Raw genomic sequence first — 21,736 nt, 5'->3', positions numbered from 1 at the left:
TCCATGCGGTGCACCCGCTTTCAGCCGAGAGACACGATGGACCTGATCAAGCCGACACGCCGCTCACTGATGGCCGGAGGCGCGGCGCTGGCTGCCTTCGGGGCGGCGGGCCGGGCCGGCGCGCAGGGCGCGGCCCCCGGCAGCCTGACCTACGGCATCTCGATGACCGACCTGCCGCTCACCACCGGCCAGCCCGACCGGGGCGCGGGCGGCTACCAGTTCACCGGCCTGACCCTGTACGACCCCCTGGTCGCCTGGGAGCTCGACGTCGCGAACCGGCCGGGCAAGATGGTCCCCGGGCTCGCCACGTCCTGGGAGAGCGATCCGGCCGATCCCAAGGTCTGGACCTTCCACCTGCGCGAGGGCGTGGCGTTCCACGACGGCTCGGCCTTCGATGCCGACGCGGTGATCTGGAACTTCGACAAGGTGCTCAACAAGGAGGCGCCGCATTTCGACCAGCGCCAGGCCGCCCAGGTCCGCCCGCGGCTGCCCGGCGTGGCGAGCTACCGGAAGCTCGACGCCAAGACCGTCCAGGTCACGACCAAGACCCCCGACAGTCTGTTTCCCTACCAGATGCTCTGGTTCCTGATCTCCTCGCCGGCCCAGTACGAGAAGGTGGGCCGGGACTGGGCGAAGTTCGCCTTCGAGCCCTCGGGCACGGGACCGTTCCGGATGGGGCAGCTGGTCCCGCGCGTGCGCCTCGAGCTCCTGCCGAATGCCGGCTACTGGAACCCCAAGCGGGTGCCGAAGCTGTCGAAACTCACGCTCACCTGCGTGCCGGAAGACCTCGCCCGGGTGAACGCGCTCCTGTCCGGCAATGTCGACCTGATCGAATCGCCGGCGCCCGATGCGGTACCGCGCCTGAAGGCCGCCGGCATGCGCGTCGTCGGCAACGACACGCCCCATGTCTGGAACTACCATCTCTCGATGCTGGAGGGCTCGCCCTGGCGGGACCTGCGCCTGCGCAAGGCCGCCAACCTCGCGATCGACCGGGCCGGGGTCGTCGAGCTGATGGGCGGCCTGGCCCAGCCCGCAATCGGGCAGGTGCAGCAATCCAGCCCGTGGTTCGGCAAGCCGAGCTTCCAGATCAAGACGGACGTGGACGCGGCGCGCAAGCTCGTCGAGGAGGCGGGCTTCTCGGTCAAGAATCCAGTCAAGGCGACGATCCTGATCCCGACCGGCGGCACCGGGCAGATGCTATCCCTGCCGATCAACGAGTTCCTGCAGCAGAGCTGGGCCGAGATCGGCATCCAGGTCGAATTCAAGACCGTGGAGTTGGAGGTGGCCTACACGGCCTGGCGCCAGGGGGCAGCGGATCCGAGCCTCAAGGGGGTCAGCGCCGGCAACATCGCCTACGTCACCTCGGACCCGTTCTACGCGATCCTGCGCTTCTACGATTCGAAGCAGATCGCTCCGAACGGGGTCAACTGGAGCCATTACCGCAATCCGGAGGTCGATGCCCTCTGCGACAAGGTCAAGGCGAGCCTCGACACGGACGAGCAGAACCGGTTGCTGGCGCGGATCCACGAGATCGTCGTCGATGATGCCGTACAGGTCTGGGTCGTGCACGACACCAATCCGCACGCGCTCTCACCGCGGGTGAAGAACTATGTCCAGGCGCAGCACTGGTTCCAGGATCTGGCCACGCTCGCCTGACCAGGCTCGAGGCGGCGGGACGGCCTCGAATCGCCTCCGTCATCCCGGGGCCGCGCAGCGGAGCCCGGGAGCCCTACAGGCCGACGCGGCAAGTTCTGAACCGCCTGTGCTTGGGGACGGCGACCGCCTCGACAGGCCGATCCTGCGGCAGGCGCAATCGATGCCCTGTCTGCCGCGGGACCGGATACTGCTTCGGCCTGCCGCATGCCTTCCGATCACTCGTCGCTTCTGGGAGGCCGGCTCACGCCGGCCTTTCCTTGTCTGTGCCGGCCCGTCCCAAGACATGGCGATCCAGGAGGAATCGGCAATTTCGCACTTGCAGCAAAGCCGCTTGCGAGCTAGGACGCTCGGGCAGACAAATTCGGGAGCATCTGGCAATGGCCGTTCGTTTTATCAGTGGTTTCGCGGCGGTGACCCTCGCGCTGTCCGGCCTCTCGATCCCGGCCGCACTGGCCAAGCCGGCGACGGGTGCGAGCGCGGTCAAGATGATCGACACCGACAACGACGGCACGGTCGACCTGAAGGAAGTGGAGGCGGTGGCCTCGGCGACCTTCGATCGCCTGGAGAAGGATGCCGACGGCACCCTCGACGCCAAGGAGCTGAAGGGCCGCCTGAGCCAGGCCGGCGTGAAGCAGGCCGATCCGGACAACGACGGCACCCTCGATAAGAAGGAGTACCTCGCTGCGGTCGGCGAGCGCTTCAAGCTGGCCGATCCGGACAGCGACGGCACCCTCGACGCCAAGGAGCTGAACTCCAAGGCCGGCAAGGCGCTGCTCGCCCTCATCAAGTAAGTCGTCCGCGACGCTCAACGTCGCGTGCTCAAGGTTCGAGGCTCCCGCGGACTTCTTCCGCGGGAGCCTTGTCATTTCGTGGACGCGCGAGCCCACGCGCCTCACCTCAAATCCGGCAGCTCTCGAACCCGGCGCGGATCGCCGCCTCATCGAGGTTGCGCCCGATGAACACCACCCGGGAGACGCGCGGCTCATTCGGTCCCCAATCGCCCTGCACGTCCCCGTCGAGGATCATGTGGACGCCCTGGAAGACGAAGCGCTTCGGCTCGTTCGGGAAGGCCACGATCCCCTTGCAACGCAGGATGTCGGGCCCCTGGACCTGGGTCAGGTTCGAGATCCAGGGCATGAACTTCTCGGGATCCACCTCGCCCTCGATCTTCGCCGAGAGCGACCGGATGTCGGAGTCGTGATGGTGGTGGTGCCCCTCCTCCAGGAAGTCGGGCTCCACGTCGAGGATCCGGTCGAGGTCGAAGGCATTGCGCTCCAGCACGGCGTCGAGCGGGACGGCGCAGTTCTGCGTGCGGTGGAGCTTCGCCAGCGGGTTGATGGTGCGGATCTCGGCCTCGACCCGGTCGAGGTCGGCGGGCGACACGAGATCGCTCTTGTTGAGCAGGATCACGTCCGCGAAGGCGATCTGGTTCTTCGCCTCGGGCGCATCCTTCAGCCGGTCGGACAGCCACTTGGCGTCGGCCACCGTCACCACGGCGTCGAGCCGGGCGGCCTCGCCCACATCCTGATCGACGAAGAAGGTCTGCGCCACGGGCGCCGGGTCGGCGAGGCCGGTGGTCTCGACGATGATCGCGTCGAACTTGCCCCGGCGCTTCACCAGCCCGTCCATGATCCGGATCAGGTCGCCGCGCACCGTGCAGCAGACGCAGCCGTTGTTCATCTCGAACACTTCCTCGTCCGCGCCGACGACGAGGTCGTTGTCGATGCCGATCTCGCCGAACTCGTTGACGATCACGGCGTAGCGCTTGCCGTGGTTCTCGGTGAGGATCCGGTTGAGGAGCGTGGTCTTGCCCGCGCCGAGATAGCCGGTGAGCACGGTCACCGGGATCTTCCCGGCCGTGGATCCGGCCGTGGGTCCAGCTTGGGCGGAAACGGGGCTCGTGTCGGTCATGGCGGGTTCTTCGATGGGGTCAGCGGACGGGCGCGGTGCGCCCATGAGCGTTGTCATATTGTAACAAATCCCGTCAAAGGAAGACGGAGCCACACGGTTTCGCGACCACGGCTCCCGATCGATTGCGCGTCGGACAAGCTTTGCTCTAGGCACTTGATGCCGCGCGGACTCTTCCGCGCGGTACGCCATAGAAAAGCACCGACGATCGCATTGATGTGGGCCTCGTCCCGGCGCGAATCGTACACTTGTCAGTCAACCCGGTCTCTTCGCCCGGACCCGGAAGATCATTCGCATGGACGCCCGAAATCCGCTGGACCAGGATGAGGCGATCTCCGCACCCCGCCGCAAGCGCCGGGGACCGGGGCTCCTCCTCATCCTCCTGCTGCTCGCGGCCGCAGCAGGGGCGGCGTTCGCCTTCTCCGACCGGGTTCGCGAGGCCACGTCGGGCCTCGTCGCCTCGCTGAGCGGCCTGCTCGCGCCGAGCAATCCGGATCCCGGGATCGATGCGGAGAAGGCCGGGGCCGTGGAGCGGATCTTCAGGCCCACCAAGGAGCAGCGGGCCGCCTTCGAGATCCTGCCGGTCGCCACGCAGGTCTTCCGTCCGGAGGGCACCGCGGAGGGACGCATCGCCCTCAATGAGGACGACAACGTCCCGGTCGTATCGCCCTATGCGGGCCGGGTGACGAAGGTGCTGGCCCGCGCGGGCGACGACGTGAAGGCCGGCGACGTGCTGCTGACGCTCGAGGCCACCGACATGGTCCAGGCGCAGAACGATTACCAGGCGGCCCTGAACAATCTTCAGAAGCAGCAGGCGCTTCTGAAGCTCGACCAGACCATCGCACAGCGCCAGCAGGAACTGTTCCAGGCGCACGCGACGGCGCTGAAGGACTACCAATCCGCCCAGAACGACGTGATCGCCGCCCAGAGCGACCTGAAGACCGCGGAAGCCGCCCTCGACGCCGTGAAGAACCGCCTGCGGCTGCTGGGCAAGACCGATGCCGAGATCGCCGCCTTCGAGAAGAAGGGCACGATGAGCCCCGAGACCCAGATCCGGGCCCCGATCGCCGGCACGATCGTCCAGCGCAAGGTCGGCACCGGGCAGTATCTGTCGGCGTCCAGCGACCCCGTCTTCGTGATCGGCGACCTGTCGACCGTCTGGCTCATCGCCAATGTCCGCGAGAGCGAGATCCCGAAGATCCGCATCGGCCAGGAGGTCGAGGCGAAGGTGGCGGGCTTCGGCGCGCGGGTGTTCAAGGCCCGGGTCAACTACATGGCCTCCAGCCTCGACCCGGCGACGCGGCGGCTCGCGGTGCGGAGCGAGGTCGACAATCCCGACCGGGTGCTGCGCCCGGAGATGTTCGCCACCTACACGATCGTCACCGGCAAGGGCGAGCCCAGCCCGAGCGTGCCGGTGGGCGCCGTCGTGTACGAAGGCGACCGCACCCACGTCTGGGTGGCGCGGCCGGACGGAGCCGTGGAGGCACGGGACATCAAGCTCGGGCTGATCAACGGCGAGAGTGCCCAGGTGGTCGAGGGCTTGCGCCCGGGCGAGCAGGTGGTGACCCGCGGCGCCCTGTTCATCGACCGGGCGGCGAGCGGCGAGAAGGCGTCCTGAGCGAGGATTCGGTCCGATGAACAGCCTGATCGTCTTCTCGCTCCGCCAGCGCGTGCTGGTGGTGCTGATGTTCGTGGTGATGCTGGGCATCGGCTACGGAGCCTATACGCAGCTCAACATCGAGGCCTATCCCGACCCGGTCCCGCCGCTCGTCGACGTCATCACCCAGAACCCGGGCCAGTCGGCCGACGAGATCGAGCGCTACATCACGATTCCCCTCGAGGTGGCGCTGGCCGGCATCCCCAACGCCCAGGTGGTGCGCACGATCTCGCTGTTCGGCCTGTCCGACGTGAAGGTCCAGTTCAACTACGAGTACACGTACGAGCAGGCCCTGCAGCGGGTGCTCAACCGCCTGTCGCAGGCCCCGACGCTGCCCAACGGCGCCACGCCGCAGATCTCACCGACGAGCCCGGTGGGCGAGATCATGCGCTACAAGCTGGTCGGTCCGGCGGGCTACTCGCCCATGGACATGAAGACCCTGCAGGACTGGGTGCTGCAGCGCCGGTTCAAGGCGATCCCCGGCGTGGTCGACGTCACGGCCTTCGGCGGCAAGGCCAAGGAATACGAGGTCGCGGTCGACCTGAATCGGCTTCAGGCCCAGGGCCTGACCCTGGTGCAGCTGACCAACGCGCTGAACAACGCCTCGATCAACGTCGGTGGCCAGACGCTGAATGTCGGCCAGCAATCGGCGGTGGTGCGCGGCATCGGCCTGATCCGCGACATGGACGACATCCGGGATACGATGATCAGCCTCGTCAACGGCACCCCGGTGCTGGTGCGGGACGTGGCGGAGGTGCGGGTGTCGAACGCCCCGCGCCTCGGCATCGTCGGCCACGACGACCAGCGCGACATCGTCGAGGGCATCGTGCTCATGACCCGCGGCGGCAAGAGCCTGCCGACGCTGGAGCGGGTCGAGGCCGAGATCGACAAGATCAACAGCTCCACGATCCTGCCGCCCGACGTGAAGATCGAGCGGATCTACGACCGCTCGGGCCTGATCCACACCACCACCCACACGGTGATGCACAACCTCGTCTTCGGCGTGGTGCTGGTCTTCGTGGTGCAGTGGCTGTTCCTCGGCTCGCTCACCAGCGCGATCATCGTGGCGGCGACGATCCCGTTCGCTCTCGGCTTCGCGATCCTGATCCTGGTGATCCGCGGCGATTCGGCGAACCTCCTGTCGCTCGGCGCGATCGATTTCGGCCTGATCGTCGACGCCACCGTGATCATGGTCGAGAACGTGTTCCGCCACATCGCCGAGCCCGACCACGTCAAGGGCGAGGTCCCGCCGGGCGGCCTGACCGGGCGGCTCGGCACGATCGCGGTCGCCGGCCGCGAGGTGAACCGGGCGATCTTCTTCTCGGCGACGATCATCATCGTCGGCTTCCTGCCGCTGTTCACGATGACCGGCGTCGAGGGTCACATCTTCGGCCCGATGGCCAAGACCTACGCGTACGCGCTGCTCGGCGGCCTGCTCGCGACCTTCACGGTCTCGCCCGCGCTCTCCGCCCTGATGCTGCCCAAGAACCTGGAAGAGCGCGACACGCTGATCGTGCGGGTGCTGCGCGTCGGCCACGAGCGCGTGCTGGCCTTCGGCCTGCGCAACCGGGTCCTGGCGCTCGCCGTGATGCTGGCGGTGCTGCTGGTCTCGGGACTGACGGCCCGCAATCTCGGCCTGGAATTCCTGCCGCGGCTCGAGGAAGGCAATCTCTACGTGCGCGGGACGATGCCGTCCTCGATCTCGCTGGAGGCCGGCAATGCCTACGTCCAGCGCATGCGCAAGATCTTCCAGGAGGTTCCGGAGGTCACCACCGTCCTGTCGCACCAGGGCCGCCCGAACGACGGCACCGACGCCACCGGATTCTTCAACGTCGAGTTCCTGGCGCCGCTCAAGCCCATCGATCAGTGGCGGAAGGGCCTCGACAAGGAGACGCTGATCCAGGACCTGAGCAAGCAGCTGGCATCCGAATTTCCCGGCATCGAGTTCAACTTCTCCCAGTATATCGAGGACAACGTCCAGGAAGCCGCCTCGGGCGTGAAGGGCGAGAACTCGGTCAAGATCTACGGCAACGACCTCGCGCAGCTCACCAAGACCGCCAATGCGGTCAAGGCGGCGCTGGCCACCGTCCAGGGCGTCACCGATCTGTCGGTGTTCGAATCCCTCGGCCAGCCGACGGTCCGGATCGACGTCGACCGCCACAAGGCCGCCCGCTACGGCCTGTCGATCGGCGACGTGAACACCACGATCCAGGCGGCGATCGGCGGCCAGACCGCGGGCGACCTCTACGAGTACGGCTCGGACCGCCACTTCCCCATGCGGGTGCGGCTCGCCAAGGAGTACCGCTCGTCGCTGGCCGGGATCCGCAACATCGCGGTGGGGGCGCAGAACCCCAATGGCGGCGTGATCCAGGTACCGCTCTCCGAGATCGCCGACGTCGACCTCGTCTCGGGCGCATCGTTCATCTACCGCGAGGATCAGGAGCGCTACATCCCGGTGAAGTTCTCGGTGCGCGGCCGCGACCTCGGCAGCGCCGTCCTCGAAGCCCAGCGCAAGGTCGCCGACGCCGTGGACCTGCCGCCGGGCTACCGCCTGGAATGGGTCGGGCAGTTCACCAACCTGAAGGAGGCGGCGGCCCGGCTCAGCCTCGTGGTGCCGCTCACGCTGCTGCTGATCGCGCTGCTCCTGTACATCAACTTCTCGTCGGTGGCCGACATGCTGCTGACCCTGTCGGTGATCCCGATGGCGATGATCGGCGGCATCTTCGCGCTGTTCCTGACCGGCACGCCGTTCTCGATCTCGGCGGCGATCGGCTTCATCGCGCTGTTCGGCATCTCGACCATGGAGGGGGTGATCCTGCTGGCCTACTACAACCAGCTCCTCGACGAGGGCTGGAAGAAGCAGGAGGCGGTCTGGCAGGCCGCCGTGGTGCGCATGCGCCCGGTGATGATGACCTGCGTGGCGGCCTGTGTCGGCCTGCTGCCGGCGGCGGTCTCCACCGGCATCGGCTCGCAGGTGCAGAAGCCGCTGGCGCTCGTGGTGGTCGGCGGCATCATCCTGGCGCCGAACCTGATCCTCGTGGTCGTGCCGGTGCTGATCTCGCTGTTCTCGCGGCGCCGCCCGAACCCGGACGCACGGGCGCGGACTGAGCATCAGGTCGCCGCGTGAGCCGACCCAGGAAGCCGGGACAACGCGTTGCAGGGGGGCCACAACGCCCGTGCCGCGCGCGCGACCTGGGGACAGTTGCATTGACTTGGATGCGCGCCGCGCCGCTCTACCAGGGTGAGGCTTTCGGGGGCGGAATGGTGAGCTTTGGGCCGAACAGGTGCGGACGGGCGGCCGCATGGCTGACGGCCTCCCTGGCCCTGTCGGCCTGCGCGGTCGGCCCGAACTTCGTGCCGCCGGAGGATCCGCCGGTCAGCCGCTACACCAAGGAGCCGCTGAGGAACCCGTCGGCCGCCGACAAGATCCGAACCCGGCAGGGCGGCTCGGCCGACCAGAGCTTCGTCTCGGGCGCCGACATCCCGGGCCAGTGGTGGACGCTGTTCCACTCGAAGGCGCTGAACCGGGTCGTCGAGCAGGCGCTGGCCAACAACCCGACGCTGGAGGCGGCCCAGGCCTCGCTGCGGGTGGCGCAGCAGAACGTGCTCGCCCAGAAGGGCACGCTCTACCCGAGCCTGACCGCGACACCGCAGATCCAGGGCAATCTCGCCCCCGGCCTCGACCTGCAATCGCCGCTCAACAATCAGACCAACTATCTCTACAGCCTCGCCACGCCGCAGGCGGTGGTCTCGTACAATCCGGACGTGTTCGGCGGGAATCGCCGCCAGATCGAGTCCCTGGAGGCTACCACCGAGAACCAGCGCTTCCAGCTCGAGGCGGCCTATCTGAGCCTGACTGCCAACGTCGTCGCCGCCGCCATCCAGGAGGCGGCGCTGCGGGCGCAGATCGACGCCACCCGCAAGGTGATCCAGGCCCAGACCGAAGTTCTGCAGCTCTACAACAAGCAGCTCTCCCTGGGGCAGATCGCCGGCGCCGACGTCATCCAGCAACAGGCCGCGCTGGCGCTGTCGCAGCAGCTGCTGCCGCCGCTGGAGAAGGCCCTGGCCCAGCAGCGCAACCTGCTCACGGCACTCGCCGGTCGGCTGCCCTCCGACGAGGTCAGCGAGACCTTCGACCTGGCCGCCCTGCGCCTGCCGACCAAGCTGCCGGTGAGCCTGCCCTCGCGGCTGGTCCAGCAGCGGCCCGACGTGAAGGCGGCCGAGGCGCTGGTGCAGGAGGCGAGCGCCAATGTCGGCGTCGCGGTGGCCAACCGCCTGCCGCAGTTCAGTCTCACGGCCACGGGCGGCTCCAGCGCGACGCGGATCGCGCAGGTGACCAATCCGGGCGCGGCGTTCTTCACGATCATCGGGCAGGCGACGGCACCGATCTTCGATGCCGGCACCCTGTTCCGGCGTCAGCGCGCGTCGGAGGAATCGCTGACGCAGGCGCAGGCGCAGTACAAGGCGACGGTGATCACCGCCTTCCAGAACGTCGCCGACGCCCTGCGGGCGCTTCAGGCCGACGCCAAGGCAGTGGCCGCGGCCGATGCCGCGGTGAGCGCCACCAACCAGAGCCTCGGCCTGATCCGCAAGCAGTACACCGCGGGCGCGATCACCTCCTCGCAGGTTCTGATCGCCCAGCAGGGCTACCTCTCGGCCCTGGTCACCTCGGCGGGCGCGCGCGCCACCCAGTATGCCGACACCGCGGCGCTGTTCGTGGCGCTGGGCGGCGGCTGGTGGAACCGCGCCGACGTGGCGCCGCCGCCGCCCGAGAAGGACCCGCTGAAGGTGCTGTGACGCGCGGCCGGCTCAGGCGTACATCGCGATGGCGTCCTGCAGCATCTGGTCCGCGGTGCTCATGACCTTGGTGTTGGCCGTGTAGGCCTGCTGCGTCTCGATCATCTTCGAGAACTGGTCGGTGATGCTGGCGTTCGACTGCTCGACGGCGCTGGCCGTCACGGTCGCGCCGTTGAGGCCGTAGCTCGGCGTCCCGGACTGACCGTTGGCTACGTAGGTCCCGCCGTCGAGCCCGGTCAGGTTGTCCTGCTGGCCGAACTGCGCGAGCGTCAGCGCGCCCAGCGGCAGGGAGCTGCCATCCGCTTTGGTGCCGGTCAGGGTGCCGGCCGGCGAGACGGCGAGGCTCGCCAGCGTGTTCGCGCCGGTGGGAACCGTGACGGGCGCCGTCGCGGATGGCCCGGCGAACAGGTAATAGCCCGCGCCGTTGACGAGGTAGCCGTTCGCATCCGCCGAGAAGTCGCCGCGCCGCGTGTAGCCGGTCTCGCCGGCGAAGGTCGGGCTCTGATCCGTCCCGGTATTCTCGCGGACGATGAAGTAGCCGTTGCCCGAGATGGCGAGGTTGGTCGGCACGCTGGTCGACTGCACCGTGCCCTGGATGTTCAGGCTGTTGCGCGTGCTCGTCGCCACGCCCCCGGCCTGCTGCGGAGCCTTCGCCGACTGCGCCAGCATGTCGGCGAAGCTCGTCTCCGTGGTCTTGAACCCCGCCGTCTGGGTGTTGGCGATGTTCCCGGAGATGTTGTTGAGCGCCAGCGACTGCGCCGAGGCGCCGGAAATCGAATTCGAGAGCGCGTCGTAGAGGCTCATCGGGGTCTCCGTCCGTGAGACCGGCAGAAACCGATCCGACGGAGAAGCATAAGCGCCCACTATGGTTAACCGGCCGTGTGTGACGGAGTGTTGCGGGCTTGAGACCGGGTTCGAGCACCGCCGCCGTCCGGGCGAGTGCAGCGATGACGGGACCGACGGGTCAGGCGCCGACGGCGCTCAGCACGATCTCGCGCCGGTGCGGCCGGTCGCGGTGCTCGATCAGGTAGATCCCCTGCCACGTGCCCAGCGCGAGCCGTCCGTCGATCAGCGGGATACTCAGGGCGGAATCGGTGACCAGCGTGCGGATATGGGCGGGCATGTCGTCGGGCCCCTCGGCCCCGTGGACGTAGCCGGCGTTGCGTGGCGCGAACCCGTCCAGTGCGGTCATCAGGTCGGTCTGCACGTCCGGATCGGCATTTTCCTGGATGGTGAGCGAGGCCGAGGTGTGCCGGCAAAACACCGTGACCAAGCCGTCGCGGATGCCGCTCCCGCGCACGAAGTCCGCAACCGCGCCGGAAAAGTCCGTGAATCCCTGTCCGGCGGTCGCGATGGTGAGGCGCCCGCTGGCATGACGCTCGATCCGGCCGGAGGCCAGGATCTCCACCGGACCGATCTTGCCCTGCCTCATGCGCTCTTCTCCAGCAGCGTCGCGCCCGGCGCGACCTCGCGCTCGCCGCGGGCGAGGATCCGTTCCAGCACGTCGATCCGGTCCGCCTCTGCGGGCGGCTTGTCCCAGCGGATGCGGCTGACCCGCGGAAAGCGCATCGCCACGCCCGACTTGTGCCGGGTCGAGCGCTGCACCCCTTCGAACGCGATCTCCAGGACGAGCCCCGCCTCCCGTCCGTGGGCGACCTCGCGTACCGGGCCGAAGCGCTTGGTGGTGTTGTTGCGGACGTAACGGTCGAGCTTGGCGAGCTCGGCGTCGGTGAAGCCGTGATAGGCCTTGCCCACCGGCACCAGCTCGTCCCCGCCCTCCGGAGCCGCGCGCCAGACGCCGAACGTGTAGTCCGAGTAGAAGGACGAGCGCTTCCCGTGCCCGCGCTGGGCGTACATCATCACCGCGTCGACGATATGCGGCTCGCGCTTCCACTTCCACCACGGCCCCTTCGGCCGGCCCGGCAGGTAGGGGCTGTTGAGGCGCTTGAGCATCACGCCCTCGATGGCGTCGGCATCCTCGCCGGCGCCGACGGAAGCCGGATCGGCCCGGGCGGCGGCCAGCGCCTCCCAATCCGCGAAGGGCACCAGCGGCGAGATGTCGATCCGTCCGTGGTCGAGGCGCGTGACGAGGGCTTCCAGCTTCTCTCGCCGCGTAGCGAATGGTTCGGTCCGCAGGTCGTCGCCCTCCAGGGTGAGGAGGTCGTAGGCCCGCACATGGGCGGGGAACTCCTCCAGGAGCTTGGCCGTGACTGCCTTCCGGTTCAGGCGTTGCTGCAGGACGTTGAACGACTGCACCCGCCGCTCGCGCAGGATCAGAAGCTCGCCGTCGAGCGCGCCCGTGAAGGTGATCGCCTCGGCCAGATCCGGGAACGCCCCGGTGATGTCCTCGCCGGTGCGGGAATAGACCTTCCCGACCTGATGGCCGGCCCGGTCGCGACCGCCGACGAGCTGGACGCGGATGCCGTCCCATTTCCACTCGGCCGAGAACGCCTCCGCCTCCAGCTTCTCGAGATCGGCTTCCTCCTCGATCGGGTGCGACAGCATCGGCGGCCGGAACGGGGCCGGGTTGAGGGTCTCGGGCCGCTCGGCCCGGCCCTCGACCCAGGCGAACAGGGTCTCGAAGGGCGGGGTCAGCCCGTGCCAGACCTCCTCCACCGCATCGGCGTCGTGACCGCCCAGCGCGCCGACCGCGGTCTTGGCGAGACGGGCCGAGACGCCGACCCGCAGGTTGCCGGTGACGAGCTTCAGGAGCGCCCAGCGTCCGGTCTCGTCGAGGGCGTCGAGCCAGTCGGCGAGATGGCTGGGCAGTTCGCGCTTCGGGATGGTCGCGAGGGTTTCGACGACCTCGGCCAGGGTCGGGACGTGGGGCGGCGGGTTGTTGTGGCCGGGCCCGGGCTCCCGCGGCGCCTCTGCCGGGCCCGGCCAGATCAGCGCCGTGGTCTCGGCGAGATCGCCGACGTAGTTGTGCGAGAGCCGGAACAGCACCGGGTCGATCCGCGCCTCCACGAGTCCGCGGATCAGCGCCGGCTTGGCTTCGCGAAAGCTCAGCGTGCCGGTCATGGCGCCGAGCGCGTAGCCGCGCTCGGGATCGGGCGTGCGCGCGAAGTAATCCTGGAGCATGCGCAGCTTCGCGTTGCGGCGCGGCTCGTAGGCGAGGCGGTCGAGGAGATGGGCGAAGTCGTTCACGCGGCCGCCTCCGCCTCGATGCCGGGTTCGGTCTCGCCGTCGTCGCCGTAGCCCAGCAGGTGCAGTGGCTTCGCCCGGATGCCCTGCGTCCCGCACCAGTGGACCAGCGCGTCCTCCTGGCCATGCGTGACCCAGACTTCCTCGGCGCCGGTTTCGCGGATGGTGCGGCACAGGTCCGGCCAGTCGGAATGGTCGGAGATGACCATCGGCAGCTCGACGCCCTTCTGGCGGGCGCGGGCGCGCACGCGCATCCAGCCCGAGGCGAAGCAGGTCACCGGGTCGGGGAATTTGCGCGACCACAGGTCCTGGATCGACGAGGGCTGGCAGAGCACGATCGCCCCGTGCAGATCCTTGCGCTCGGCAGCCACCACCTTCGGCGTGTCGCCCAGCGGCACACCCTCGTCCTTGTAGAGGGCGGTCAGCTTCTCCATGGCGCCGTGCAGGTGGATCGGCCGGTCCCAGCCCTCCTCGCGCAGCAGCGCCATGACCCGCTGCGCCTTCCCGAGCGCGTAGGCGCCGACGATGTGGGCGCGTTCCGGGAACAGCGCCACCGAGTCGAGGAGCTTGCGGACCTCGCCGCGCGTGTCGGGATGCGTGAACACCGGCAGGCCGAAGGTCGCCTCGGTGATGAACACGTCGCAGGGCACCACCTCGAAGGGCAGGCAGGTCGGGTCCGGCGCCCTCTTGTAGTCGCCCGAGACCACCACCCGGACACCGTCCCGCTCGATGGCGATCTGCGCGGAGCCGAGCACGTGTCCGGCAGGCGCGAAGCGAACGGTGACCTCACCGATGCGGATGGACTCGCCAAGCCGCGCCTCCTGCCGCTGGCGGCAGAAATCCGCGCCGTAGCGCACCGCCATGATCCGCAGGGTCTCGGGGGTCGCCAGGACGTGGCCGTGGCCCGACCGGGCATGGTCGGCATGGCCGTGCGTGATCAGCGCGCGCTCCACCGGCCAGGTCGGATCGATGTGGAAGCGCCCGAGCGGGCAGTAGAGACCCTCGCGGGTCAGGGTCAGGAGATCGCTGGCGCGTATTGGCATCGGGCCCGTGCTACCGGTGGAGTCCGGCGGAAGCCCCGATATATAGGCGCCCCGGATCCGGCAGACGCATGGCCTCGCAGCTCAGTTCCGGCGATCTCCTCGCCGATCGCCGCTATCGTTACGCGGAAGCCTGTCTGGCGGAGGGCGACCATGCCGGGGCGGCGGATCTCGCCGAGCAGGCCCTGGAGATCGCCCCCCGCTACGCGCCCGCCTGGCTGCTCCTCGGCCGGGCACGGGAAGGCTTGGCCGAGCCCGGCGGCGATCCGGACCTGCGGGCCGCGGCGGCCCGGGCCTATGCCTGCGCCCTCGACATCGACCCGGACGACACCCTCGGCGTGCGGGCGCACCTCGTGCGCCTGGGCAGCAGCGACGGCCTCCCGGCCCTCTCCCCCGCCTATGTCAGGGCTCTGTTCGACGGCTACGCGCCGCGCTTCGAGCGCCATCTGGTCGAGGGCCTGGGCTATGTCGGCCCGGACCTCGTCCGGGACGCGCTCCCGCCCGAGCCCCCGCATTTCGCAACGGCACTCGATCTCGGCTGCGGCACCGGCCTGATGGGCGCGGCGATCCGCGACCGGGTCGGTCATCTCGCCGGGGTCGATCTCTCGCCCGGCATGCTGGCCCTGGCCCGGGCCAAGCTCCAGAACGCGCGACCGCTCTACGATCGCTTGGTCGAGGGGGAGCTGACCGCGTTCCTGGTCGGTGAGCCGGCGGCCTCCGCCGATCTCTGCCTCGCCGCTGACGTCCTGATCTACGTGGCCGATCTCGGCCCCGTCCTGGCCGAGATGGGCCGCGTGCTGCGGCCGGGGGGCCTCGCCGCCTTCACGGTACAGTCCCACGACGGGACTGGCGCCGCCCTGGGTCCGGATGGCCGCTACGCCCACGCCGATGCCCATGTCGCGGCGGCGGCCGCCGGAGCCGGCCTCGCGATCCTGACATTGCGGTCCGCCGACGTCCGGCGCGAGGCCCGCCGACCGGTGCCGGGGCGCGTCGTTGTGTTGCGCCGCACAGCAGCATGAAACTGCTTTGCTGTTCGTCCATTGTCAGTCGGCTGCGACAGGCGCGGCCGCTGAATCGGGGGATCAGCATGGCGAATTACGGCAGCAGGACAGGGGCGGACGCGCCCGAGCGGAAGCCCGATCCGCCGGCGGACCGCTCCTTTCCGGCCGATCCGCGCACGCGGATTCCCTTCGCCATCGCGCTCGCCACCCTGGCGGGCTGCGCCGATTCCATCGGCTTCCTGGAGTTCTCGCAGCTGTTCATGTCGTTCATGTCGGGCAACACCACGCGCTTCGGCGTCGCGGTGGCCAATGCCGACTGGGAGAACGTCACGCGCGTTGCCAGCACCATCAGCGTCTTCTGCTTCGGCGCCTTCCTGGGCACCCTGATCGCCGCCTGGGTCGGACGCTGGCGCCTGGCCGTCCTGCTGACCCTGCAGGCGCTGCTGCTCGCCGGCGGGTTGCTGATGCCCTGGGGCACCTTCGCCTACCCGCTGCACGCCTACCCGATCGTGCTGGCTCTGGGGCTCCAGAACGCCACGCTCCAGGACGAGGGCGGCCGCTCCCTGGCGCTGACCTACGTCACCGGTGCGGTCGTGCGCTTCGGCACCGGCTGCGCCAACCTGCTGCTCGGCACGGTGGCGCCCTCCTTCTGGATCCAGGCGCCGCTCTGGGCCGGCCTCAGCACCGGCGCGGTGCTGGGCGGTCTGCTCGACATGCGCTACGGCGAATCGGCGTTCCTGTTCCCGGCGGCGCTCGCCGCCATCCTGGCGCTGATCGCCATCGCCCTCACGGTCGCGAAGCCGGGCAGCACCTTGGTGGCGGGCTCGGCGCCCGCGCCCGACGCGAGCCCGAAGGCCAAGGTGATCGACGCGATCCACTGAGCGGAACCGACGAGCCGGGGCCGCTCAGCCGTCCGAATCCCGGACGCTGCCCCGGCCCTGCTTGATCGTGGCGCGGTTCTTCTTGGCGCCGATGCGCCGTTCCTGCGAGCCCCGGGTGGGCTTCGTCGGCCGGCGGATCGGCGGCGGCGGCTTGGCGGCCTCGGCCACGAGATCGACGAGGCGCTGCAGGACGTCCGCCCGGTTGCGCTCCTGCGTCCGGTGCCGCTGGCCCGCCAGGACGAGCACGCCGTCCTTGGTCATCCGCCGTCCGGCCAGCCGCACGAGGTTCGCCTTGACGCGGTCGTCCACGGAGGGCGAGTCCAGGGCCGGCCAGCGGAGCTGGACCGCGGTCTCGACCTTGTTGACGTTCTGTCCGCCGGCGCCCGAGGCGCGCATGAAGGACAGCTCGATCTCGTCATCGTCGATGGCGATGCGTGGGGTCACGCGCAGGGGCATGGCGGCCTCCCCGGCACGCTAGCGGAGGCACGCCGCGCCTGCTCATCGGGTGCAGGGCCGACGACCGAGCCGGTGCAGATCGTTGCCCGCATCACCATATCGCGTTCGTGCTCCCCGTCCCGATCACCCTCCGCTGCCGGAGCGATCTGTCCCGTTATCGCGCGCGCAGCGAAGCGTCCCAGTGGAGCGCAGCGACACGCTCCGTGGCGCCGACCGGCTGGCTTGGCTGCGCGCGCGACGATGGCGTCACATCTCGAACCCGGGCCGCACAGCGGAAGACCACGGGCGGGCTCAGGCGGCCTCGGCCGGCGTCCGGGCCCGGAGCGCGAGGGCGTGGAGGCCGCGCTTGAACGCATCCTCCAGAAGCGCGTTCACCAAGCGGTGCCGCTCGACGCGGCTCTTGCCCTCGAAAGCCGACGCGACGATGTCGAGCCGGTAATGGGTTTCGCCCCCCGGCCGTGCCCCGGCATGGCCGGCATGCAGATGCGACTCGTCGATCACGTCGAGGCGCGCCGGCGCGAGCTGCTCGCGCAGCCGCGCCTCCATCCAGTCCCGCAGGGTGCCGCCCGCGCCCGCACCGTCCGCCATCGTGCCCTCGCGTCGTGTTCGTGGGTGCCCGTCAAGCCCGATCTCGCGCATGCGTCATCAGGCCCGGTGCCCTTGTGTCTCAGGTCCGCCCCCTCATAATCGGCCCGTCATGGATCTCAACTCGCGCCTGTTCGACAGCATCCGGATCAAGCCATCCTGCGACGAGCCGAAGGCTGCGGCCGAGGGCGTCTGCGAGAGTCCGGGCTGCACGCAGCCGGGCCTGTACCGGGCGCCGAAGGGTCGGAAGGCGGAGGGCCAGTACTGGCGCTTCTGCATCGACCATGTCCGCGCCTACAACGCCACCTACAACTACTTCGACGGCATGAACGACGCCGCCGTGCAGGCCTACCAGAAGGACGCGATCATCGGGCATCGCCCGACCTGGGCGATGGGCGTGAACCGGACCGGCGAGGCCAAGCCGGCGGACGAGCCTGTCCGCGACTGGGCGTATGTCGATCCGCTCGGCATCCTGCGCGGCGAGGGTGTCGGCGACGCGCGCCGGCGCGCCCGCCAGCCCGAGGAGCCGCGCAAGCCCAAACACTCGGCGACGGTGCGCCGCGCCCTCGACGTGATGGGACTCGAGGAGAACGCCGATTCGGCCGCCATCAAGGCGCAGTACAAGGTTCTGGTGAAGCGGTTCCACCCCGACGCCAATGGCGGCGACCGCTCCTTCGAGGAGCGGCTGCGCGACATCATCCGCGCCCACGACGTCCTGCGCGCGGCCGGACTCTGCTGAACGGCACGAAGGATGCACGCCGGTTCAATCCCAGGATAGGGAAAACCGCGCGACGGGACCCTATATGGGATCCATGCCGGTCGGTGGCGCGCGAGCGCGCCGCCGTTTAAGGATGGCTCCGCCCCGCCGCGGAGGCCCGGCTCGACGTTCTTCCGCGCGGATGCTTCACTGTTTGGCAGTGGAGCGCCCGCGCCTCACGAGGTTCCGAATGCTCTCTGACGCTACGCCCGCCGCGCTGCCCGACCGCACCGTCTCCGTCCGCGATGTCTTCGGCATCGACCTCGACCTCAAGGTCCCGGCCTATGCCGAGGCCGAGGAGCACGTGCCGGATCTCGACCCGGACTACATCTTCGACCGGGAGACGACGCTCGCGATTCTCGCCGGCTTCGCCCGCAACCGCCGCGTGATGGTCACCGGCTATCACGGCACCGGCAAGTCGACCCATATCGAGCAGGTGGCCGCCCGGCTGAACTGGCCGTGCATCCGCATCAACCTCGACAGCCACGTCTCGCGCATCGACCTCGTCGGCAAGGACGCGATCGTCCTCCAGGACGGCAAGCAGGTCACCGCGTTCCAGGACGGCATCCTGCCCTGGGCGCTGCAGAACAACGTCGCGCTGGTGTTCGACGAATACGATGCCGGCCGACCGGACGTGATGTTCGTGATCCAGCGCGTGCTGGAGCTGTCGGGCCGCCTGACGCTCCTCGATCAGAAGCGCGTGATCCGCCCGCACCCGGCCTTCCGGCTGTTCGCCACGGCCAACACGGTGGGCCTCGGCGACACGTCGGGCCTCTATCACGGCACGCAGCAGATCAACCAGGGCCAGATGGACCGCTGGTCGATCGTCACCACACTGAACTACCTGCCGCACGACCGCGAGGTCGACATCGTGCTCTCGAAGGCGACCCATTATCGGGGTGACCAGGGCCGCGACATCGTCAACCGCATGGTGCGGGTCGCGGATCTCACCCGCAACGCCTTCATGAACGGCGACCTCTCGACCGTCATGAGCCCGCGCACGGTGATCACCTGGGCGGAGAACGCCGACATCTTCAAGGATGTCGGCTTCGCCTTCCGGGTGACCTTCCTCAACAAGTGCGACGAGCTGGAGCGGACGCTGGTGGCCGAGTTCTACCAGCGCGCCTTCGGCAAGGAGCTGCCCGAGAGCGCGGTGAACGTCGCGCTGAGCTGACCCGCATGGAGGACGCGATGGCGCATCCGGCCCCGACGCGCGAGGACGCTCCGGCGACTGCGCACGCACGGGTGCGGACGCGCTACGCGGACGATCTCTACACCTGGGTTCAGGAGCAGGTGGCGCTGCTTCGCGCCGGCCGGGTGGACGCGCTCGACCTCGACAACATCGCCGAGGAGCTGAGCGACGTGGGCTCGGAGCAATACGACAAGCTTGAAAGCGCGATCGATGTGCTGCTGGCCCATGCCCTCACGTGGGACCATCAGCCCGAGCGGCGCAGCCGAAGCTGGTCGCTGACGATCGCAGAGCAGCGGGTGCGGATCGACAAGCAGTTGCGCAAGGATCCCGGCCTCCAGTCGCGGATCGTCGAGGCCATCTCGGAGGGTTTCAGGCTCGGTCGAATCCGGGCCGCCCGCGAGATGAAGCGCGCGCTCAAATCCCTGCCCGCGGACTGTCCCTACACCTGGGACGAGATCCTGAACCGCCCCTTCGCGTTCGAGGACGACCGGTAGCGCTGATGTCCATCTCCAACCGCAAGCCCGGCGAGCGCCGCGAACCCGTGGCCGAGCCCCTGAAGCGCTCGGTGGCCGGGTGCCTGCGCGCCATCGCCCGGCGCTCCGAGGTCGAGGTCACCTACGCGACCGACCGGCCGGCGCTCACCGGCGACAAGGCCCGCCTGCCCGAGCCCCCGCGCAAGCTCTCGGCGCAGGACGTCGCGGTGCTGCGCGGCAATGCCGACGCCATGGCTTTGCGCCTCGGCTGCCACGACGTGGCCGTCCACCGCCGCCTCGCCCCCGAGAACAGCGCCGCCCGGGCGGTCTACGACGCCGTCGAGCAGGCCCGGGTCGAGGCGATCGGCTCGCGGCGGATGGCAGGCGTCGCCAGCAACATCTCGGCGATGCTGGAGGACCGCTACCACCGCGGCGGCAAGTACGAGACCATCACCGACCGGGCCGATGCCCCGATGGAGGACGCCGTCGCCCTGATGGTGCGCGAGCGGCTGACCGGTCAGAAGCCGCCGGAGGCCGCCACCAAGATCGTCGAGCTGTGGCGCGAGCATATCGAGGCCAAGGCCGGCCCGAACCTCGACGGGCTGCTCGGCTCGATCGAGGACCAGCGCAAGTTCGCCCGCTCGGTGCGCGACCTCCTCACCTCGCTGGACATGTCGGACGAGACGCCGTTCGACGCCGAGGACGACGAGAACGACGACGAGAACGACGCCCAGGACGACGAGCAGAACCCCAGCGAGGGCGATTCGGAGGAGAAGAGCCAGGGCGAGCGCGCCGAGATCGAGACCTCTGAGGAGGCTTCCGACGAAATCGAGGACGGCGCCCAGGAATCCGCCGATGCCCCCTCGGGCGAGCTGCCGGAGGAGGCCGAGGATGCCGAGTCCGAGGAGGCCTCCGAGGCGTCGCGCCCGCCGCAGCGGCAAGGCAACGAGGCGCGCGGGCCCGAGTACCGGGTGTTCAACGCCCGATTCGACGAGGTCATCCACGCCGAGGAGCTGTGCGACGCCGACGAGCTGTCGCGCCTGCGCTCCTACCTCGACAAGCAGCTCTCCCATCTGCAGGGCGTGGTCGGGCGCCTCGCCAACCGGCTCCAGCGGCGTCTGCTCGCGCAGCAGAACCGCGCCTGGGATTTCGACCTGGAGGAGGGTCAGCTCGACCCGGCGCGGCTCGTGCGCGTGGTCATCGATCCCTACCAGCCGCTGTCCTTCAAGCAGGAGAAGGACACCAATTTCCGCGACACGGTGGTCACGCTGCTGCTCGACAATTCGGGCTCGATGCGCGGCCGGCCGATCACCGTGGCGGCGACCTGTGCCGACATCCTGGCCCGGACGCTGGAGCGCTGCGGCGTGAAGGTGGAGATCCTGGGCTTCACCACCCGCGCCTGGAAGGGCGGTCAGAGCCGCGAGGCGTGGCTCGCCGCCGGCAAGCCGCCAAATCCCGGTCGCCTGAACGACCTGCGCCACATCGTCTACAAGTCGGCCGATGCACCCTGGCGGCGCGCGCGCAAAAACCTCGGGCTGATGATGCGCGAGGGATTGCTCAAGGAGAACATCGACGGCGAGGCGCTCGACTGGGCGCACAAGCGCCTGCTCGGCCGGCCGGAGCAGCGCAAGATCCTGATGGTGATCTCCGACGGCGCGCCGGTGGACGATTCGACCCTGTCGGTGAATGCCGGCAACTACCTCGAGCGGCACCTGCGCTGGATGATCGAGGAGATCGAGACGCGCTCGCCCGTGGAGCTCCTCGCCATCGGCATCGGCCACGACGTGACCCGGTACTACCGCCGCGCCGTGACGATCATCGACGCCGAGGAGCTCGGCGGGGCGATGACCGAGAAGCTGGCTGAGCTGTTCGAGGAGGACGGCGCGCCGGCACCGACGGGCCGGATGCTGCGCGCGGCGGGCGGCCGGCGCTGACGGCCCGCCGGGCTTCGCGGACCTTCTCAGGCCTCAGGCCCGTCTCATCCAGAACCTCATCTTGAGGTGTCGGAGCGCAGCGAAGCCTCGAACGAGGCCTCCAGGAGAAGCTGAGAGACCTGGAGCCCTCGTTCGAGGCCGCCCGGCATGAGCACCTCAGGATGAAGGCGCCACTGGGTCGCTCGGATCCGGCGACGTACCGCACGCAAGCGGAAACCGCCGCGGCCTTGATGGCCAAGGCGGCTTAAACCGTCC

Annotated in this window: 18 protein-coding genes; 11 read left to right on the top strand and 7 right to left on the bottom strand. The window is 69.3% G+C overall.

Annotated elements, in window-relative coordinates:
* Positions 1-36 precede the first annotated feature (36 nt).
* Both ABIE45_RS08435 and ABIE45_RS08430 read left to right on the top strand, forming a co-directional pair.
* Complete coding sequence (locus ABIE45_RS08435; RefSeq protein WP_192706300.1) at positions 37-1,656, top strand: ABC transporter substrate-binding protein; 1,620 nt, start codon at positions 37-39, stop codon at positions 1,654-1,656.
* 377 nt (positions 1,657-2,033) lie between these two features.
* Complete coding sequence (locus tag ABIE45_RS08430) at positions 2,034-2,447, top strand: EF-hand domain-containing protein (RefSeq protein ID WP_192706299.1); 414 nt, start codon at positions 2,034-2,036, stop codon at positions 2,445-2,447.
* A 106-nt stretch (positions 2,448-2,553) separates the two neighbouring features.
* On the opposite strand, the gene ABIE45_RS08425 is transcribed toward ABIE45_RS08430, so the two are convergent.
* Entirely contained in the window at positions 2,554-3,567 is a 1,014-nt protein-coding gene (locus ABIE45_RS08425; RefSeq protein WP_192706298.1) for a GTP-binding protein, read from the bottom strand.
* 292 nt (positions 3,568-3,859) lie between these two features.
* Between ABIE45_RS08425 and ABIE45_RS08420 the strand changes: the two genes are divergently transcribed.
* The 3 genes from ABIE45_RS08420 to ABIE45_RS08410 all read left to right on the top strand — a co-directional run bounded on the left by ABIE45_RS08420 (position 3,860) and on the right by ABIE45_RS08410 (position 10,018).
* Positions 3,860-5,182, top strand: a complete 1,323-nt coding sequence (locus ABIE45_RS08420; RefSeq protein ID WP_192706297.1) for an efflux RND transporter periplasmic adaptor subunit — start codon at positions 3,860-3,862, stop codon at positions 5,180-5,182.
* Between the two features lie 16 nt (positions 5,183-5,198).
* The gene (locus ABIE45_RS08415) at positions 5,199-8,348 is read left to right on the top strand and encodes a CusA/CzcA family heavy metal efflux RND transporter (protein WP_192706296.1); all 3,150 of its coding nucleotides are present in this window, start codon (positions 5,199-5,201) and stop codon (positions 8,346-8,348) included.
* A gap of 134 nt (positions 8,349-8,482) precedes the next feature.
* Positions 8,483-10,018: an efflux transporter outer membrane subunit gene (locus ABIE45_RS08410; RefSeq protein ID WP_192707321.1), complete on the top strand. Its 1,536-nt coding sequence runs from the start codon at positions 8,483-8,485 to the stop codon at positions 10,016-10,018.
* A 12-nt stretch (positions 10,019-10,030) separates the two neighbouring features.
* On the opposite strand, the gene ABIE45_RS08405 is transcribed toward ABIE45_RS08410, so the two are convergent.
* From ABIE45_RS08405 to ABIE45_RS08390, 4 genes are all read right to left on the bottom strand, one after another.
* On the bottom strand, positions 10,031-10,822 hold the full coding sequence (locus ABIE45_RS08405) for a flagellar hook basal-body protein (protein ID WP_192706295.1): 792 nt from the start codon (positions 10,820-10,822) through the stop codon (positions 10,031-10,033).
* 160 nt (positions 10,823-10,982) lie between these two features.
* On the bottom strand, positions 10,983-11,450 hold the full coding sequence (locus ABIE45_RS08400) for a secondary thiamine-phosphate synthase enzyme YjbQ (RefSeq protein ID WP_192706294.1): 468 nt from the start codon (positions 11,448-11,450) through the stop codon (positions 10,983-10,985).
* Positions 11,447-13,165, bottom strand: coding sequence for a cisplatin damage response ATP-dependent DNA ligase (locus tag ABIE45_RS08395; protein ID WP_192706293.1), 1,719 nt, complete (start codon positions 13,163-13,165; stop codon positions 11,447-11,449). The genes ABIE45_RS08400 and ABIE45_RS08395 overlap by 4 nt, the downstream gene beginning before the upstream one ends.
* A complete protein-coding gene (locus ABIE45_RS08390; RefSeq protein WP_192706292.1) occupies positions 13,162-14,205 on the bottom strand; it encodes a ligase-associated DNA damage response exonuclease in 1,044 nt (347 codons plus the stop codon). The genes ABIE45_RS08395 and ABIE45_RS08390 overlap by 4 nt, the downstream gene beginning before the upstream one ends.
* 68 nt (positions 14,206-14,273) lie before the next feature.
* Here ABIE45_RS08390 and ABIE45_RS08385 point away from each other — a divergent pair, with 68 nt between their 5' ends.
* Together ABIE45_RS08385 and ABIE45_RS08380 are read left to right on the top strand one after the other, a co-directional pair.
* Complete coding sequence (locus ABIE45_RS08385) at positions 14,274-15,221, top strand: methyltransferase domain-containing protein (RefSeq protein WP_192706291.1); 948 nt, start codon at positions 14,274-14,276, stop codon at positions 15,219-15,221.
* A 68-nt stretch (positions 15,222-15,289) separates the two neighbouring features.
* Positions 15,290-16,084 (top strand): YoaK family protein, encoded by a 795-nt coding sequence (locus ABIE45_RS08380; RefSeq protein ID WP_192706290.1) that lies wholly within the window; start codon positions 15,290-15,292, stop codon positions 16,082-16,084.
* 24 nt (positions 16,085-16,108) lie between these two features.
* On the opposite strand, the gene arfB is transcribed toward ABIE45_RS08380, so the two are convergent.
* Together arfB and ABIE45_RS08370 are read right to left on the bottom strand one after the other, a co-directional pair.
* On the bottom strand, positions 16,109-16,540 hold the full coding sequence (gene arfB, locus ABIE45_RS08375; protein ID WP_192706289.1) for an alternative ribosome rescue aminoacyl-tRNA hydrolase ArfB: 432 nt from the start codon (positions 16,538-16,540) through the stop codon (positions 16,109-16,111).
* A 291-nt stretch (positions 16,541-16,831) separates the two neighbouring features.
* The gene (locus ABIE45_RS08370; protein WP_192706288.1) at positions 16,832-17,128 is read right to left on the bottom strand and encodes a BolA family protein; all 297 of its coding nucleotides are present in this window, start codon (positions 17,126-17,128) and stop codon (positions 16,832-16,834) included.
* Between the two features lie 109 nt (positions 17,129-17,237).
* Here ABIE45_RS08370 and ABIE45_RS08365 point away from each other — a divergent pair, with 109 nt between their 5' ends.
* The 4 genes from ABIE45_RS08365 to cobT all read left to right on the top strand — a co-directional run bounded on the left by ABIE45_RS08365 (position 17,238) and on the right by cobT (position 21,481).
* Positions 17,238-17,864, top strand: a complete 627-nt coding sequence (locus tag ABIE45_RS08365; protein WP_192706287.1) for a J domain-containing protein — start codon at positions 17,238-17,240, stop codon at positions 17,862-17,864.
* Positions 17,865-18,072: 208 nt separating this feature from the next.
* Complete coding sequence (gene cobS, locus ABIE45_RS08360) at positions 18,073-19,056, top strand: cobaltochelatase subunit CobS (protein ID WP_192706286.1); 984 nt, start codon at positions 18,073-18,075, stop codon at positions 19,054-19,056.
* Positions 19,057-19,073: 17 nt separating this feature from the next.
* Complete coding sequence (locus ABIE45_RS08355; RefSeq protein ID WP_192706285.1) at positions 19,074-19,568, top strand: DUF29 family protein; 495 nt, start codon at positions 19,074-19,076, stop codon at positions 19,566-19,568.
* A gap of 5 nt (positions 19,569-19,573) precedes the next feature.
* The gene (gene cobT / locus ABIE45_RS08350; RefSeq protein ID WP_192706284.1) at positions 19,574-21,481 is read left to right on the top strand and encodes a cobaltochelatase subunit CobT; all 1,908 of its coding nucleotides are present in this window, start codon (positions 19,574-19,576) and stop codon (positions 21,479-21,481) included.
* Positions 21,482-21,736: the final 255 nt, after the last annotated feature.

Source organism: Methylobacterium sp. OAE515, from assembly GCF_041806315.1.
GTDB lineage: Bacteria > Pseudomonadota > Alphaproteobacteria > Rhizobiales > Beijerinckiaceae > Methylobacterium > Methylobacterium tardum.
Note: the sequence above shows the minus strand (reverse complement) of the source record. Positions and strands in the feature narration are given on the sequence as shown.

Excerpts from the sequence above, each read along its gene's own strand:
- cobS (WP_192706286.1), top strand. The coding sequence starts at position 18,073 with ATGCTCTCTGACGCTACGCCCGCCGCGCTGCCCGACCGCACCGTCTCC.
- ABIE45_RS08410 (WP_192707321.1), top strand. The coding sequence starts at position 8,483 with ATGGTGAGCTTTGGGCCGAACAGGTGCGGACGGGCGGCCGCATGGCTG.
- ABIE45_RS08425 (WP_192706298.1), bottom strand. The coding sequence starts at position 3,567 with ATGACCGACACGAGCCCCGTTTCCGCCCAAGCTGGACCCACGGCCGGA.
- ABIE45_RS08420 (WP_192706297.1), top strand. The coding sequence starts at position 3,860 with ATGGACGCCCGAAATCCGCTGGACCAGGATGAGGCGATCTCCGCACCC.
- ABIE45_RS08370 (WP_192706288.1), bottom strand. The coding sequence starts at position 17,128 with ATGGCGGACGGTGCGGGCGCGGGCGGCACCCTGCGGGACTGGATGGAG.
- ABIE45_RS08385 (WP_192706291.1), top strand. The coding sequence starts at position 14,274 with ATGGCCTCGCAGCTCAGTTCCGGCGATCTCCTCGCCGATCGCCGCTAT.
- ABIE45_RS08355 (WP_192706285.1), top strand. The coding sequence starts at position 19,074 with ATGGCGCATCCGGCCCCGACGCGCGAGGACGCTCCGGCGACTGCGCAC.
- arfB (WP_192706289.1), bottom strand. The coding sequence starts at position 16,540 with ATGCCCCTGCGCGTGACCCCACGCATCGCCATCGACGATGACGAGATC.
- ABIE45_RS08400 (WP_192706294.1), bottom strand. The coding sequence starts at position 11,450 with ATGAGGCAGGGCAAGATCGGTCCGGTGGAGATCCTGGCCTCCGGCCGG.
- ABIE45_RS08380 (WP_192706290.1), top strand. The coding sequence starts at position 15,290 with ATGGCGAATTACGGCAGCAGGACAGGGGCGGACGCGCCCGAGCGGAAG.
- ABIE45_RS08365 (WP_192706287.1), top strand. The coding sequence starts at position 17,238 with ATGGATCTCAACTCGCGCCTGTTCGACAGCATCCGGATCAAGCCATCC.
- ABIE45_RS08435 (WP_192706300.1), top strand. The coding sequence starts at position 37 with ATGGACCTGATCAAGCCGACACGCCGCTCACTGATGGCCGGAGGCGCG.
- ABIE45_RS08390 (WP_192706292.1), bottom strand. The coding sequence starts at position 14,205 with ATGCCAATACGCGCCAGCGATCTCCTGACCCTGACCCGCGAGGGTCTC.
- ABIE45_RS08405 (WP_192706295.1), bottom strand. The coding sequence starts at position 10,822 with ATGAGCCTCTACGACGCGCTCTCGAATTCGATTTCCGGCGCCTCGGCG.
- ABIE45_RS08415 (WP_192706296.1), top strand. The coding sequence starts at position 5,199 with ATGAACAGCCTGATCGTCTTCTCGCTCCGCCAGCGCGTGCTGGTGGTG.
- ABIE45_RS08430 (WP_192706299.1), top strand. The coding sequence starts at position 2,034 with ATGGCCGTTCGTTTTATCAGTGGTTTCGCGGCGGTGACCCTCGCGCTG.
- cobT (WP_192706284.1), top strand. The coding sequence starts at position 19,574 with ATGTCCATCTCCAACCGCAAGCCCGGCGAGCGCCGCGAACCCGTGGCC.